Annotated in this window: 10 protein-coding genes; 1 reads left to right on the top strand and 9 read right to left on the bottom strand. The window is 69.3% G+C overall.

Features of this window, described 5'->3' with window-relative positions; genetic code table 11:
* Nucleotides 1–310: 310 nt before the first annotated feature.
* On the top strand, nucleotides 311–1,249 hold the full coding sequence (locus tag QSJ59_RS01290; RefSeq protein ID WP_285757839.1) for a DUF1266 domain-containing protein: 939 nt from the start codon (nucleotides 311–313) through the stop codon (nucleotides 1,247–1,249).
* A gap of 104 nt (nucleotides 1,250–1,353) precedes the next feature.
* On the opposite strand, the gene pyk is transcribed toward QSJ59_RS01290, so the two are convergent.
* The 9 genes from pyk to QSJ59_RS01335 form a co-directional block, all read right to left on the bottom strand.
* The gene (gene pyk / locus QSJ59_RS01295; protein WP_285756784.1) at nucleotides 1,354–2,784 is read right to left on the bottom strand and encodes a pyruvate kinase; all 1,431 of its coding nucleotides are present in this window, start codon (nucleotides 2,782–2,784) and stop codon (nucleotides 1,354–1,356) included.
* Between the two features lie 114 nt (nucleotides 2,785–2,898).
* Nucleotides 2,899–3,459, bottom strand: coding sequence for a type 1 glutamine amidotransferase domain-containing protein (locus QSJ59_RS01300; protein WP_285756785.1), 561 nt, complete (start codon nucleotides 3,457–3,459; stop codon nucleotides 2,899–2,901).
* Nucleotides 3,460–3,532: 73 nt separating this feature from the next.
* Nucleotides 3,533–4,441 carry a prenyltransferase gene (locus QSJ59_RS01305; RefSeq protein ID WP_285756786.1) on the bottom strand — a complete coding sequence of 303 codons (909 nt, stop codon included), beginning with the start codon at nucleotides 4,439–4,441 and terminating at the stop codon, nucleotides 3,533–3,535.
* A gap of 120 nt (nucleotides 4,442–4,561) precedes the next feature.
* Nucleotides 4,562–4,945, bottom strand: coding sequence for a DUF2784 domain-containing protein (locus tag QSJ59_RS01310; RefSeq protein WP_285756787.1), 384 nt, complete (start codon nucleotides 4,943–4,945; stop codon nucleotides 4,562–4,564).
* 133 nt (nucleotides 4,946–5,078) lie between these two features.
* On the bottom strand, nucleotides 5,079–6,533 hold the full coding sequence (locus QSJ59_RS01315) for a glutamate synthase subunit beta (protein WP_285756788.1): 1,455 nt from the start codon (nucleotides 6,531–6,533) through the stop codon (nucleotides 5,079–5,081).
* A 30-nt stretch (nucleotides 6,534–6,563) separates the two neighbouring features.
* Complete coding sequence (gene gltB / locus QSJ59_RS01320) at nucleotides 6,564–11,126, bottom strand: glutamate synthase large subunit (protein WP_285756789.1); 4,563 nt, start codon at nucleotides 11,124–11,126, stop codon at nucleotides 6,564–6,566.
* A gap of 456 nt (nucleotides 11,127–11,582) precedes the next feature.
* The gene (locus tag QSJ59_RS01325; protein WP_285756790.1) at nucleotides 11,583–13,256 is read right to left on the bottom strand and encodes a bis-aminopropyl spermidine synthase family protein; all 1,674 of its coding nucleotides are present in this window, start codon (nucleotides 13,254–13,256) and stop codon (nucleotides 11,583–11,585) included.
* A complete protein-coding gene (locus QSJ59_RS01330; RefSeq protein WP_285756791.1) occupies nucleotides 13,253–14,215 on the bottom strand; it encodes a hypothetical protein in 963 nt (320 codons plus the stop codon). Before QSJ59_RS01330 ends, QSJ59_RS01325 begins: the two co-directional genes overlap by 4 nt.
* Before the next feature lie 90 nt (nucleotides 14,216–14,305).
* Nucleotides 14,306–15,529, bottom strand: coding sequence for a hypothetical protein (locus tag QSJ59_RS01335; RefSeq protein WP_285756792.1), 1,224 nt, complete (start codon nucleotides 15,527–15,529; stop codon nucleotides 14,306–14,308).
* Nucleotides 15,530–15,758: the final 229 nt, after the last annotated feature.

Raw genomic sequence — 15,758 nt, forward strand, 5'->3', positions numbered from 1 at the left:
CTTGCTGTTCGACCCTCCTTGCATCCGTCCCGGTACCGGCCGGCGGCCGGACAGTGCCTCCACGCCCCGAGGTTTCCCGGGCCACCCTGTCCGCATCCTTCATCGGCGCGAAACACCGACCCGTTCCCGGTACGGCGCTACTCAATCGGGCTTTTGGGCCCTACCGAAGCGGCCGAATCAATGGGACGGGGTCACATCACGGCTACAACCTGAGTACAACACGCGGGTTTGGTCGCCGTTGCGGGCAGCGGTCCTTGATCCTGGTATCCAACGGAAGCGGACAAGGCTCGGGAGGTGGAAGGGAGTGACGGTGTTCACCGCGGTGGTCGCATTCATGGGCCTGTTGGCGATCGTGGCGTGGGTTGTCGTGGCCTGGGCCTCCCACCGTCGACAGCCGTGGCTGCTGGCACCCCTGAGCGGACTTGCCGTCGTCCTTGTCGGACTCGGCCGGCCGGGGTGGGCGCTGCTGCCGATCATCGCGCTGGCGGCAGGGTCCTTCGCGGAGTTGGTGATCGGCTCACGCGAGGCGCCGACCCTGCGCACCAAGGACACCGACGCCCCCTTGAGCACGGAACGGTGGGCCGCCGCGGTGGCGGCGCCCTTCCGGGTCGCGCTGGCCGAACCGTGGGACGTGGTGGCGCGCCCTCAACTGCGGCGGCGCTACCGCAAGGTCTTCGAGCTGGAGTGGGGCGTGACCGACCGGGAATCGCTGCTGACGACGGTGGACCGGCTCTGGAACGAACTGCACACCGGTCGCAGTACCGACCTGCTGGTCGACCTGCGCACGGGCACCGCGCGCAGCCGTGACCCGGAAGGGGGCGGTCCCGGGCAGAGCATCGTGTTGACCACCGGACAGGCGCAACGGATGCGCGCGGTGATCGGCGCGGACGAGTCCGCCGAGACCATCGTGATCGGCGCCTACCAGTGGTGGAAGTCGGCGCATCTGGTCCGCCTGGCCTGCGGCGGGGCCACCCTGGACTGGTTGAGCCCGGTGGAGACCCAGGGGCTGCTCAGACGGGTCGCCTCCGACCTGCAACGCCGTTACGGCAGCTGGGACCAGTTGGCAGCGGCGTTCCACGCCGGATATCTGCTGTGGCAGGGCGGCGGTTCCGAGGATGCCGGCTCCGATCGGGTCTGGACTGCGATGGGGCTGTTGACGACCGATCCGGCCAGCCCGTGGAACCTGTTGCCGTGGGACATGCCGCTGGAGCGGGTGACGACGGGCGAGAAGACCGAAGCCCGGCCCTGAAACAGGATCGGGGTGGCAAAAAGCGACGACCGCGCTCCCCTGGCATCGGGCGGGAGACGAAACATGCCCGCTACCAGGGAACGCGGTCGTGGGGCCGAAAAACCTCAGCTGTGATGGGCGATGGCGTCACCGATGCGGTGCACCCGCAGCATGTTGGTGGACCCCTGGCTTCCGGGAGGGCTGCCGGCGACGATCACGATCTTGTCGCCGCGCTGGTAGCGACCCATCTCCAGCAGCTCCGTCTCGACCTGGCGGACCATGTCGTCGGTGTTGTCGACCCACGGCACGAGGTGGGTCTCCACGCCCCAGCTCAGGGAGAGCTGTGCCCGGGTCTTGGGCTCGGTGGAGAAGGCGAGCAACGGGATGGGCGAGCGGTAACGGGCCAGGCGGCGTGCGGTCTCACCGCTCATGGTGAAGGCCACGAGCGCCTTGGCGCCGACGGTGGCGCCCACCTCGGCCGCGGCTCGGGCGATGGCCCCGCCGGTGGTCTCGGGGACCCGGTTGAGGACGTGCGAGGCGCGCAGGGACTCCTGCTCGGCCGCAGCGATGATGCGCGCCATCGTCTGCACGGTCTCGATCGGGTACTGCCCGACGCTGGTCTCGCCGGAAAGCATGACCGCGTCCGCACCGTCGAGGACGGCGTTGGCGACGTCGGAGGCCTCGGCCCGGGTGGGGCGCGGCGAGCTGATCATCGATTCGAGCATCTGGGTGGCGACGATGACCGGCTTGGCCTTGTCGCGGCAGCGCTCGACGGCGCGCTTTTGCACCATGGGGACGTTTTCGAGGGGCAGTTCGACACCGAGGTCGCCGCGGGCGACCATGACGGAGTCGAAGACCTCGATGATGTCCTGGAGGCGCTCGACGGCCTGCGGCTTCTCGACCTTGGCGATGAGGGGGACGCGCACGCCCACCTCGTCCATGATCTTGTGGACGTCCTCGGCGTCGGTGGGGCTGCGCACGAAGGACAGCGCGACCATGTCCACGCCTTGGGCGAGGGCCCAGCGCAGGTCCCGCTCGTCCTTCTCGGTGAGGGCGGGCACGGCGACCGAGACGCCGGGGAGGTTGAGTCCCTTGTTGTTGGAGACGGTGCCGCCGATGAGCACGCGCGTGTGGACATCGGTGCTGGAGGACTTGACGCACTCCAGCACGACGCGGCCGTCGTCGATGAGGACGCGGTCACCGGGGCGGACGTCGCCCGGAAGGCCCTTGTAGGTGGTGGACACCCGGTGCCGGTCCCCCGGCACGTCGTCGATGGTGACGGTGAACTCGTCACCGGGGTGCAGGTCCACCGGTCCGTCGGCGAAGGTGCCGAGGCGGATCTTGGGTCCCTGGAGGTCGGCGAGGATGCCCACGCTGCGACCGCTGGCGGCAGCGGCGGCTCGCACGTTGTCGTAGTTGGCGCGGTGGTCGTCGTACGTACCATGGCTGAGATTGAGTCGCGCTACGTCCAGCCCGGCGTCGACGAGCTGGCGGAGGATCTCCGGGCTCGATGTTGCGGGGCCGAGGGTCGCGACGATTTTTGCTCGACGTGTCACATACAACACTTTAGGGCGTCCGGCCGGTCGATTGGTCTAAACCAAGTTGCGAGTACGCGTCAACCGGCTGACGCGCAGAAGAACGCGCCGCCGGGATTGACACGAACGAAAACGCTATCGACCGGTGGCGAAGGCACGGACCAAAGCCGATCCGAAGGCCGGCAGGTCGTTGGGGTTGCGGCTGGTGACGAGCGTGCCGGGCGCGCTGGTGCAGACCACGACCTCTTCGTCGACCCAGTCCGCCCCGGCGTTGACGAGGTCGGTGCGCAGGCTCGGGTAGGAGGTGAGCCTGCGCCCGCGTACGGCGTCGGCCTCGATCAGGGTCCAGGGCGCGTGGCAGATCGCGGCGACGGGCAGGCCGGCGTCGAAGAACTCCCGGATCAGGGCGACGGCGCGTTCGTCGGTGCGCAGGTAGTCGGGGTTGGCGACTCCCCCCGGCAGGACGAGTCCGGCGAAGTCGGTGGCCTTAACGTCGTGGACGGTGGCGTCCACGACGAAGGTGTCGGCCTTGTCGAGGTGGTTGAAGCCCTGAATGGAGCCGCTTTCGGTGGAGATCAGCCTCGGTTGTCCACCGGCCTCCTGGACTCGGCCCCAGGGGTCGGTGAGTTCGACTTGCTCGGTGCCTTCGGGTGCTGCGAGGAAGGCGATGGTACGACCGGTGAGTTCGGTTGCCATGAGGTGACGGTCCCCTTTTCGCTCTCGTGGCGTGAATGGTTACACCGGTTGCGGCTGCCCGCTGCGGATCAGATCATGCGTCGGCCGGTGTCCTTTGCCTGACCGGTGTGCTCCCGCCCAGGCGGCCGTTGTCGCGCAGGGCGGTGAGCGCGCGCAGGGTCGCGAGGTCGCGCTGGGCGGCGTGGGCTCCGGGGCACCAGGCGATGTGCTCGGCCGGCCAGCCTCCGTCGAGCGCCTGTGCGGCCTGGAGGGCGTCGAGGTGGGCGCGGATGAGGGTGTCGGCGAAGAGCGGCCGGATGATGTGGCGGGGGGTCGGTGCCAGGTCGAGAGGGGTCGGCCCCCGAAACGTTCCGGGGGTCATGGTGACGGTGCGCAGCAGCATGGGGGCGAGCCGGCGCAGCTCGGTCTGGGCGCGTTCGCGGTCGGAGACGTGCTCCAGGAAGGTGCAGACCGCAACGGCCTGTTCGGGGCGGATCCAGCGGAGAGCGGCTATGCGGGTCCAGCAGAAGGCGGTGGCGTGGTCGCGCCACCGGCTCGGGGCGTGGTGCTTGTGCAGCAGTGCCACGATGAACGCGGTGGGGTCGAGTGCACTGGAGTGGTCGGTCAGCTCACGCCACCAGGGTGCCGCGTCCGAATGGCGCACACCGGGCAGGACCGGGGGCAGTCCCCCGTCGGGCCGGCTGACACTGGTCAGGTAGCGCAGCAGCCCGGGAAGGACGTCGCGCGGCAAAGGGCCGAGCTCGTCGAGGACGCTCAGAGCGGTGGCCGCTGCGAGGGGTTGGCTGGCGTGTCCGCGTAAGTCGGGTTCGAGAGCGTTTCCGTACCCTCCGTCGACGTTGCGGTAGGTGTCCAGGGCCGCACGGACGGGCTCTGCGGGACCGTTCTGGAACAGGTAGGCGAAGCGGTAGCGATCAATGAGCCGAGCGTTCCGGGCGATGTAGTGTTCGGCGGGCTCAACAGGGCTGATCATCGTTTCGGTCATAGTTTGAGTGTCGCCCGACTTCTGTGGAACAAACATCCGCCGAATGTCGTAATTTCGTACATCTTCGCAGGTCATTGGCGCCTTCCGGGCGAAGTTGCACCAATGGATCCAAACGCTTTTTTAACGCCTCCCGACGAGGCGGGCCCGGTTTCGCCGTGTGGTCAGCCAGGCTGCTCCGGCCCAGGACAGGGCCACTGTCGTGGCTACCGCGGCCTGGGCGAGGACGAGGTACTGCTCCGGGTAGAGGACACCGGTCAGGTAATGCGCGATGAAGCCTTCCTCGGTGAGCCCCTGTTCGCCGGCGCGGCTTCGGGCCCAGTACTCGAGGCCGGTGAGGGGGCAGTCCCAGCCGATGACGACGATGCCCAGGGCGTAGACGGCGAATGCCATGTGCGGCCAGATCGCGCGCGGCCACCGCCAGGCAAGAAAGCCACCTGCGACGACGTATCCGAGGAAGGCGAAGTGCATGACCATGGCGGCCTCGCCCAGTACGTGATATCCCACGTCGTCCACGCTATGGGCGGCGCAAACGAGCGGCATCCGCTTTTCTACTCAATCGGCCCGGGGAGCGCCGGTGGACGTGGTACGGCTCCGGACCGCGAGGCGGTCCGGAGCCGTACACGAACAGAACAACAGGTCAGACGAGCGGGCGTTCCGTGGGAGGAATCGCGGTGGGCAGGACGGTCCGACCGCTGAGATGACGGTCGACCGCCGCTGCAGCGCTGCGGCCCTCGGCGATCGCCCACACGATGAGCGACTGCCCGCGGCCCATGTCGCCGGCGCAGAACACACCGTCGACGGTGGTGGCGTAGTCGGTGTCGCGCACGACGTTGCCGCGCCCGTCCAGCTGGACGCCCAGGTCCTCGATCATCCCCTCCTTCTGCGGGCCGACGAAGCCCATGGCGAGGGTGACGAGCTGTGCGGGGATTTCCCGCTCGGTTCCCGCAACGGGCTCGAAGCCCTTTTCGCCGCGCTTGACCTCGACGAGCTTGAGGCTCTGCACGTTGCCCTCGTCATCGCCCACGAACTCGACGGTGTTGACGGAGTAGAGCCGCTTGCCGCCCTCCTCGTGGGCGCTGGTGACCTTGTACAGCATGGGCATGGTCGGCCAGGGCTGACCCTCGGGCCGTTTGGCCGGGGGCTTGGGCATGATCTCCAACTGGGTGACCGAGGCCGCGCCCTGGCGGTGGGCGGTGCCCACGCAGTCGGCACCGGTGTCGCCGCCGCCGATGACGACGACGTGCTTCCCCTGTGCGGAGATGGGCGGCTGCTCGTAGTCGCCCTCCTGCACCCGGTTGGCCAGGGGCAGGTACTCCATGGCCTGATAGATGCCCGTGAGCTGGCGACCGGTGGCCGGCAGGTCGCGCCACGCGGTTGCGCCGCCGGCCAGGACGACGGCGTCGTGGGAGCTCTTGAGTTCTTCGACGGTGACGTCCGCGCCGATGTCGACGCCGGTGCGGAACTCGGTGCCCTCGGCGCGCATCTGGGCCACGCGCCGTTCGATGTGGCGCTTCTCCATCTTGAATTCGGGGATGCCGTAGCGCAGCAGGCCGCCGATGCGGTCGGCGCGCTCGTACACGGTCACGGTGTGACCGGCCCGGGTGAGCTGCTGGGCGGCGGCCAGGCCGGCCGGCCCCGATCCGACGACTGCGACGGTGTGCCCGGTGCGGGTGGTGGGCGGCTGGGGACGCACCCAGCCCTCCTCCCATGCCCGGTCGATGATGGAGACCTCGACGTTCTTGATGGTCACGGCCGGCTGGTTGATGCCCAGCACGCACGCCGACTCGCAGGGAGCCGGGCACAGTCGCCCGGTGAACTCCGGGAAGTTGTTGGTGGCGTGCAGCCGTTCGATGGCCTCGCCCCAGTCGTGGCGGTAGACCAGGTCGTTCCACTCGGGGATGAGGTTGCCCAGGGGGCAGCCGTTGTGGCAGAAGGGGATTCCGCAGTCCATGCAGCGTGACGCCTGCTTGACGACGGTTCCGCGCTCGAAGTCCTCATAGACCTCGCGCCAGTCCTGGATGCGCACGTCCACGGGACGGTGGCGGGGCAGCTCCCGCTCGGTTGTGGTGAGGAAACCCTTGGGGTCGGCCATTGTGCTTCTCCTTCCTTGGTCGGTGCTGCCCTAGGACTGGGCGGCGGCCATGATGGCCTGGGCCACGTCGCGGCCGTCGCGCTCGGCTTCGGCGCGGGCGGTGAGGACGCGCTTGAAATCGCGGGGCATGATCTTGGCGAAACGCTCGACGGCCAGGTCGAGGTCGGCGAGCAGCGCCTGGGCGACGGTCGATCCGGTCTCGGCGTGGTGCCGGGTGAGCGCGTCCTCCAGGAAGACGCGGTCGGTGTCGTCGAGGGGGTCGATGTCGACCATCTCGGCGTTGACCCGGCCTTCGTCGAGGTCGAGCACGTAGGCGATGCCGCCGGACATGCCCGCTGCGAAGTTGCGGCCGGTGCGGCCCAGGACGACGGCACGTCCGCCGGTCATGTATTCGCAGCCGTGGTCGCCGACGCCTTCGACGACGGCCAGTGCTCCGGAGTTGCGCACGCAGAACCGCTCACCCACGACGCCGCGCAGGAACACCTCGCCGGAGGTCGCGCCGTAAGCGATGACGTTGCCGGCGATGATGTGGTCCTCGGCCGCGAACTGGGCGCTCTCGGAGGGACGCACGGTGATGCGGCCGCCGGAGAGCCCCTTGCCGACGTAGTCGTTGGCGTCACCGACCAGGCGCAGGGTGACGCCCTTGGGGATGAACGCCCCGAAGGACTGCCCGGCGGATCCGGTGAAGGTGACGTCGATGGTGTCGTCGGGCAGGCCCGATGCGCCGTGGCGCTTGGTGACCTCGTGGCCCAGCATGGTGCCGACCGTGCGGTTGACGTTGCGCACGGGCAGGTCCAGCTTGAGCGGTGTCGCGAACTCCAGGGCCCCCTCGGAAAGCTGGATGAGGGTGTTGTCCAGGGCCTTCTCCAGCCCGTGGTCCTGGGTGCGCATGTGCCGGCGGTGGTCGCCGGCGTAGGGCTCGACCTCGTGCAGGATCGGCGACAGGTCCAGCCCCGACGCCTTCCAGTGGTCGACGGCCTCGCGCACGTCGAGCATGTCGACGGCCCCGACGGCCTCGTCCAGGGTGCGGAAGCCGAGCGCGGCGAGGTACTCGCGCACCTCCTGGGCGATGAACTCGAAGAAGTTGACGACGAACTCGGGCTTGCCGGAGAAGCGCTCGCGCAGCTCGGGGTTCTGGGTGGCCACGCCGACGGGGCAGGTGTCGAGGTGGCAGACGCGCATCATGATGCAGCCCGACACGACGAGGGGCGCGGTGGCGAAGCCGAACTCCTCGGCGCCCAGCAGCGCGGCCACGATGACGTCGCGGCCGGTCTTGAGCTGGCCGTCGGCCTGCACGACGATGCGGTCGCGCAGACCGTTGCGCAGCAGGGTCTGCTGGGTCTCGGCGAGGCCGAGCTCCCAGGAGGTGCCCGCGTGCTTGAGCGAGGTGAGCGGGGAGGCACCGGTTCCGCCGTCGTGGCCGGAGATCAGCACGACGTCGGCGTGGGCCTTGGACACACCCGCCGCCACGGTGCCCACCCCGGCCTCGGACACCAGCTTCACGTGGACCCGCGCCTGGGGATTGGCGTTCTTCAGGTCGTGGATGAGCTGGGCGAGGTCCTCGATGGAGTAGATGTCGTGGTGCGGCGGAGGCGAGATCAGGCCGACCCCGGGGGTGGAGTGCCGGGTGTCGGCGACCCACGGGTAGACCTTGTGGCCGGGCAGTTGGCCGCCCTCGCCGGGCTTGGCGCCCTGCGCCATCTTGATCTGGATGTCGTCGGCGTTGGTGAGGTAGTGCGAGGTGACACCGAAACGCCCCGAGGCGACCTGCTTGATGGAGCTGCGCCGCAGGTCCCCGTTGTCGTCGGGGGTGAAGCGACGGGCGTCCTCACCGCCCTCGCCGGTGTTGGACTTGCCGCCGAGGCGGTTCATCGCGATGGCGAGCGTCTCGTGGGCCTCGGCCGAGATGGAGCCGTAGGACATCGCGCCGGTGGAGAAGCGCTTGACGATGGCGGAGACCGGCTCGACCTCGTCGATGTCCAGGGGTTCGCGCACCCCCTCCTTGAGGGTGAACAGGCCGCGCAGGGTCATGAGCGTCTCGGACTGCTCGTCGACCTTGCTGGTGTACTCCTTGAAGATCTCGTAGCGCCGGGTCCGGGTGGAGTGCTGGAGCTTGAAGACCGTCTCGGGGTTGAACAGGTGCGGCTCGCCTTCGCGGCGCCACTGGTACTCCCCGCCCACGGCGAGGCGGCGGTGGTCGACGGGGTTGTCGGCGTGGGCCACGTCGTGGCGCATCCGGACTTCCTGGGCCAGGACGTCGAAGCCGACACCGCCGAGCCGGGAGGTGGTGCCGGTGAAGGCGCGGTCCACGACCTCGGGCCCGAGGCCCAGTGCCTCGAAGATCTGCGCGCCGGTGTAGGAGCTCACCGTGGAGACGCCGATCTTGGACATGACCTTCAGGACACCCTTGCCGTAGGCCTTGACGGTGTTGCGGGCGGCCTGCTGCGGGTCGATTCCGTTGATGACGCCGCGCTTGGCGAGGTCGCGCACGGACTCCAGGGCCAGGTAGGGGCTGACCGCGGACGCACCGTAGCCCAGCAGCAGCGCCATGTGGTGGCACTCGCGGGCGTCGCCGGCCTCGACGATGAGGCCGACGTCGGTACGGGTCTTCTCGCGGACGAGGTGGTGGTGGACGGCCCCGGTGAGCAGCAGCGTCGGGATCGGCGCCTGCTCGGGGTCGGTGCCGCGGTCGCTGAGCACGATGATGTGCGCGCCCTCGGCGATGGCGGCCGACACCTCGGTGCAGACCTCGTCGAGGCGTGCGGCCAGGGCCGCTCCCCCGCCGGCGACCGGATAGGTGCCGGTGACGGTGTGCGCGCGGAACGCCGGGTCGCCGTCGGGGCTTCCAGCGGCGACGATCGCGGCCAGTTCGGCCTCGTCGACGATGGGAGTGGGCAACACGATGCGGCGGCAGTCGTCGGGGTCGGGGGAGAGTACGTTCTCCTCTGCCCCCAGTGCGGTGCCCAGGCTGGTGACCATTTCCTCGCGGATGGCGTCCAGCGGCGGGTTGGTGACCTGGGCGAAGTTCTGCGAGAAGTAGTCGAAGAGCTGTCGGGACTTGGCCGAGAGCGCGGCGACGGGGGTGTCGGTGCCCATGGACCCCAGGGCCTCGGCCCCGGTGCGTGCCATGGGGGTGAGGATGATGCGCAGCTCTTCCTCGGTGTAACCGAACACCTGCTGTTCGTGGACCAGGTCGGTGACCGTGGCGGCCTCGGCCGCGGGCAGGTCCGCCAGGCGCACGACCCCCTCGGCCAGCCAGTCGGCGTAGGGGTGCTCGGCCGCGAGTTCGGCCTTGACCTCGTCGTCCTCGATGATGCGGCCCTGGGCGGTGTCGACCACGAAGATGCGGCCGGGCTGAAGCCGGCCCTTGCGCACGACGCGCTCGGGTTCGATGTCGAGGACGCCGACCTCACTGGCCAGGACGACGAGGCCGTCCTCGGTGACCCAGTAGCGGCCCGGGCGCAGCCCGTTGCGGTCCAGAACGGCGCCGATGAGGGTTCCGTCGGTGAAACTCACGGAGGCCGGACCGTCCCAGGGCTCCATGAGCATGGAGTGGAACTCGTAGAAGGCACGCACCGAGGGGTCCATCTCGGTGTGGTTCTCCCAGGGCTCCGGGATCATCATGAGCACCGAGTGGGGCAGCGAGCGCCCGCCCAGGTGCAGCAGTTCCAGGGCCGCGTCGAAGGACGCGGTGTCGGAGTCGTCGGCGTCCACGATGGGGAAGACCCGGGAGAGGTCGCCGGGGATGAGGTCGCTGGCCAGGGTGGCTTCGCGGGCCCGCATCCAGTTCCGGTTGCCCTTGACTGTGTTGATCTCGCCGTTGTGCGCGACGTAGCGGAAGGGGTGCGCCAGGGGCCAGGAGGGGAACGTGTTGGTGGAGAAACGCGAGTGCACCAGGGCCAGGCCCGAGGCGTAGCGCCGGTCCGACAGGTCGGGGAAGAAGGGCTCCAGCTGCGGCGTGGTCAGCATGCCCTTGTAGGTGATGGTGCGCGGCGAGAGGCTGGGGAAGTAGACGCCGACCTCGTGCTCGGCGCGCTTGCGCACGCAGTAGGCGTAGCGCTCCAGTTCGATGCCGCCGAGTCCGGCCGAGGGGGTGCCGGCGCGGCCGCTGATGAACAGCTGGCCGAAGAACGGCATGGCCTCGGCCGCGACGGGGCCGCAGTAGCGAGGCTCGAAGGGCAGGTCGCGCCAGCCGAGGAGGGACAGCCCCTCTTCTTCGACGATGCGCTCGATGGCGGCGACGGCGGCGCTGCGCTCGGCCGCCTCGGCGGGCAGGAAGGCGATGCCTGCGGCGTAGGTTCCCGCTTCGGGCAGCTCGAAGCCGCACTCCTGGCGGAAGAGCTCGTCGGGGAGCTGGGTGAGGATGCCGACCCCGTCGCCGTCGTCGGGGTCTGCCCCGGAGGCGCCGCGATGGTCGAGGTTGCGCAGCACGGTCAGCGCCTTCTCGACGATGTCGTGGCTGCGACGGCCGGAGAGGTCGGCCACGAACCCGATACCGCAGGCATCGTGTTCGTAGGAGCTGTCGTACAGGCCCTCGGAAGTGGACTTCGCGTTCGGTCGGACAAACGAACGCCGCACCTGGCCAGCAGGCATCTACCCTCCTGTCGTCTTTCGTCTGAGCTTTGTGAAAAGCGCAATCGGGACGACATTGGCCCTGCTGCGACGGCACGCCAGGGCCGCTCTTACCCACACCCGTTTCCCGCAGGCCCCAGGAGTCGGGGCTTGCGGGCACTTCCTCGTGACAACCGGTGATATACCAGGTGATCGCGGCACCCGCGGTGAATTTACGTTGTCTCCGGTCCGAACCGCCAACGGACTGGAGGTCTAGACCAACCGTCGCCACAGTGCGACGGTCGTTCATGGCGAGGGGTACCCCTTCGCCCGTCCCTTTGCAGGATACGGTGCCCGAAACTCACCGTTTCAAGCGGCATGCGGCTATGTATCCGGCAAAAGCGCTCGCAAACCCCGCTCGGGGAAAGCAGCTTCGCAAGAATACACGCCACATCCGGCCACTCTTCTACTAAGGCTCGCCTTACCAGGGGTTATTCCCTACTCGGCGGCCACGTGGCCCGCGAGGTGGGCCACGGCCTCGTCGAGGGCGGGGAACCGGTGCAACGGCAGGTCAAGCAAGGTGTGTCCGGCCAGCCAGGGCAGGGCACGAGCCACGAGGGTACGGGCCTGTTTCTTGTTGACCGGAGTGCCCAGATCCGCGGAGAGGCGGGTCAGCCCTTCCCTGAGCACCGCCGCGATCGAGCCGTGGGCGCGCCGGCGCAGGTACTCCCCCAGCAGTGTTTCGACGGGGGTGCCGACAACCGGACGGTCGGCGTCGGCGGAACGCACGGTGAGCAGTGCACGACGCTCGTCGGGCACGCCCCGTTCGACCTCCAGCACGTGGTGCCCGCCCACGATCGCACGCAACCGGTTCAGGCCGGCGGCATCGCGGACCTGGGGAGCGTCCGCGGCCAACACGACGCGCAGCACGTCTGCCCCGGAAGCCAGAATCACCCGTTCGGCAAGAGCCTCGTGGCCACCGGTGAGGTCCAGAACGGCCGTGCGTGCGCGTACCGGTGCGGTGAACCAGGCCGTGAGGCCAGCGCGTCGCGCCCCTTCGGGCAGTGCGGCGCGCGGCCACCTCCCGACGTAGAGGTCGGGGGCGAGATCGGCCCAGACACGCGTGGCGGCCTCGGCGTCCATTGCGGTCGCGGATTCGCGGGCGTTCGCACCCTGACTGTAGATCCGGGCGTCACCCTCCGGTTCACGCGGATTCGTCGGGGTTCGCGCGGTGGGGCGCAGCACGTAGAGGTCGCTGGCCGCACCGATCGCCTCGGCGCCCAGGTACCGGTTGAAATCGGGCCACAACGCCTCGGTGGCGAGGTTGAGGCGGGTGAGACGCTCCTGTGTCTTGGCCACCAGTGCCGGGGTGGTTTCGCTTGCCCCGTAGGCCATCAGCACGCGCGCGGTCTTGGGCCGGGCCAGCCCTTCCAGACCGCGGCGCACGAACAGCTCCACCCCCTCAGGGGTGTACGGCGGATCGGTGAAGACCAGGTCGGCCGTCGAACGCAACGATGCCGGCAGCCCCAGGCGCAAATCGGCGAAATAGCAGCGCACGTTCAGCCCCAGTTCGGTGGCCTCGGTATCGATGTATCTCAGCATCCGCTCGTCGATGTCGACCACGACCGCCTCGACGCCGGGGTGGACCAGCGCGAGGGCCAGCGACGTGAGGTCGTGGTCGCCCACACACAGCAGCCGCGCCCCCTGGAGGTCGAACCGGGTGGCCAGGAACACCGCTCGGCGCAGCGCGGTGTGCGCGGTGGCGGCCACGTGGTCGAGGTCGGCGCGCGCCGTGGGGGCCTGCGCGACCAGGCGTTCCAACCGCGCGAGTGCTTCGCGGTGCGGGGCGAGGAGGTGACCGACCGGGTCGGCCAGACCGGGCCTGGCCGCGAACGCGGCGTAGCGACCGGGTTCACGCAGGCGGATCCGGTGGCCGTCGTCGTCGAGTTCGCCCTCCAGAGCCGTCAGAACCGCGGCGGTGACCCGGTGGGCGACGGTGGTCGCCCGCACGAGCTCGCTCGGGGTGAACCAGCCGCCGCCGGCGAGGGTCGCCAGGACGCGATGGGCACGAGTGGCGTCGACGCCCTGCTCGGCGAGCAGGGCGGTCAACGCGGGAGAGAGGTCGGTCATCGTCGACTCGACGGGCTGCGGGCGCTGGAGGCGCTCGCTCAACCGGTCGCTCCTTCGGTACCGGCCTCCGCACCGGGGTCGGCGCCGGTCTCGGTACCGGCCTCCGCACCGGTACCGGCCTCGGTGTCCGTCTCGGGTTCACCGAGGAAGTTCTCCCGTTCGCCCACTCGGTACAGGACAGGCATGTCGAACTTGACGTTCAGCGCGATCAGCGGCGAGGAGAGGTCCTCCGTGTCCTCGGGCGTCTGGGAACCGATGGACTGGACCCAGATGATGATCAGATAGTGGCCGTTGACGGTGGCCTCGGCGGAGCTGAAGCCCGCGCCGAGAACGTCGAAGGGCGCGTCAGTGGTCGGCGGCACGAGGAAACCGGGCTGCTCGGCCCCGTCCTCGTCGGCAACCGGCTCCAGAGCGGCGGCCACCGCCTTGGCCGCGTCGATGTCGCGCAGTTTGAACAGCGTGGCCAGGGCGACGTAGTCGTCAGAGGCGTATCCGGCACGGGCCGCCTGGGAGCAGTCGGCCTCGGCGAGCGCCGCGGCGGCCTTGTCCCCCCAGACGGCTTCGGAGCAGTTCTCGGAGAGCGACTGGGACGCCAGCGCGAAAGTCATGCCCTGACCGGTGATCTCGGCGTTGCCGCGGCCAAAGACCTCCTCCTCGTTGAGGGGACGGGGGTCCATCTCCCGCTCGGGAAGGACTTCACTGGCCTCCCCGGAGTCATAGACCTCGTAGCGGGTGGGCATCGCCTCGCCGGCGGTCGCACCGGGCCCGAGGAGGTCAAGCAGCAGGACCACGACGAGACCGACGACCGCGAGTCCCAGGACGCCGAGAAGGACCGGAACGATCGGACCGCGCTTGCCCGACCGTCGTCCACCGCCTTTGCGGCGCGAACCGCGCGCACGGTTGGCACGCTCCTCGGACCGGCCTTCACCGGAGGGCGCCGCTCCAGCGGGTTTCCTGCGCCGGCCGGGGGTTCCGGACGCGGGCGACTCGGTAGATGACACCTGCAACCTCTTCGGTAAGCGAAACGGGGGACGACCACGGTCAAGGAGACCAGGGTATTGGAATCTCCGCTGGGGCTTGACGCCCCGGGGTCAGCCCTCTCCCCCTTCTTGCGCGGCGGCCTCATGAACCCGCTCGTAGACCACGACGGCAGAGTCCATGACGACCACGTTGAGCGTGGCCATGGAATCGTCGTCCCCGGGCTTGCCACCGTCCGCGCGGGCCACCCAGAACACGGCGAGGTAGTGCCCCATCACCTGAGCAGTGGCCTGGCTGTAGCCGCTCTGGAGGCCGTCGATCTCGGTGTTCATGGGTAGGACGAAGCCCGGTTCGGCACCGGAGTCCAGGTTGGCCAGGGCGGTGTCGGCTGCGTCGGAGTCGACCAGGTCGAAAAGGGTGAACTGTGCCACATACTCCTCGCCCGGGTCCTGGTAGACGCCGCGGGCCGCGGCGGAGCAGGAACCGGTGGAGAGGTCCTGGGCGAACTGGTCCCCCCAGACCAGGGCGGTACAGGTGTCGGTGACCTCGGAGTCGCGCAGGGTGAGCTCGAAGTCGTCCAACGACAGGGTCTGCGTGGAAGAGCCGAAGACCTCTTCTTCGGTGAGGGGTTCCTCGTTGTCCGCGCGTTCCGCGATCGGAGCGAAGAGCTCTTGCTCAGACTGGGCGTAGAACAGGTCCGGGGTGAGGGTGCTGTGCCCCTCGGGCGGTTCGACGATGGGGGCGGGAGCCCCCTCGCTGGTGCTCTGCACCGGGTTGATCAGCCGATAGGTGAAGACACCGAGCAGGCTCAGCATCGCGACGACGGCCAGGGCCAGCAAAATTGCGAGCACGGCGGTGCCGCGCTTGCGCCGACTCTGTTCGGCCAGCGAGTAGACCATTTGGCCGGGACGATCACCCAGGACGGTGACCTTGCTCAGTGCCGTGGCGGAGAAGCGCGAGACCTGCCCGATCGCACCGGAACCGGCCTTGGCCCGAGGTGCGCGCCGCATCCCACCGGGCGGAGTCTTCGGTTCGCTCGACGCACGCCGTCCCCGGTTCCCGGAGCGCTTGGCCTTGCCGCCCCGGGCTGCGGTACGACCACCGCTCTTGGCGCGCGAACCACGGGCACGCGGTTCGGGGTCGGGGTCGGGTCCCTCTTCTTCTTCGACGTAGTCGTCGTAGTACTCGTCGTCGTAGTCGTCCACGACCTCGTCGGCGGGGTGCCTGGAAATCGCGCGCGTGGCACTCGCGGACCGGCCCTGGGCGGAGCGCGCCCTCCGGGACCTGCGCCCGGTCGGCTCAGCGGAGTCGGATTTTCTCAAGGCTCGAACACTCATCCAGCTCGGGTGGGGTCCTTTGCGGGTATGCGCCCGCAAAGGACCACCGCGGTCAGTTTCGGCGTCTGCCGTCACCGCGCCACTGGCTCGGTTCAGGAGGCCGTTGGTTCGTCGGACTTGTCGGTGCCGGCACCGGGACGCAGCACCTGGGCTGCGCTCCTGCGGTTCGACGACGATGGCGCCGTCTCAGTGGGCGGAGCCGGACGTGTCAGGCTGGACGTCACTGCTC

Origin of the sequence: Nocardiopsis ansamitocini (assembly GCF_030268225.1) — a bacterium.
Taxonomy (GTDB): domain Bacteria; phylum Actinomycetota; class Actinomycetes; order Streptosporangiales; family Streptosporangiaceae; genus Nocardiopsis_D; species Nocardiopsis_D ansamitocini.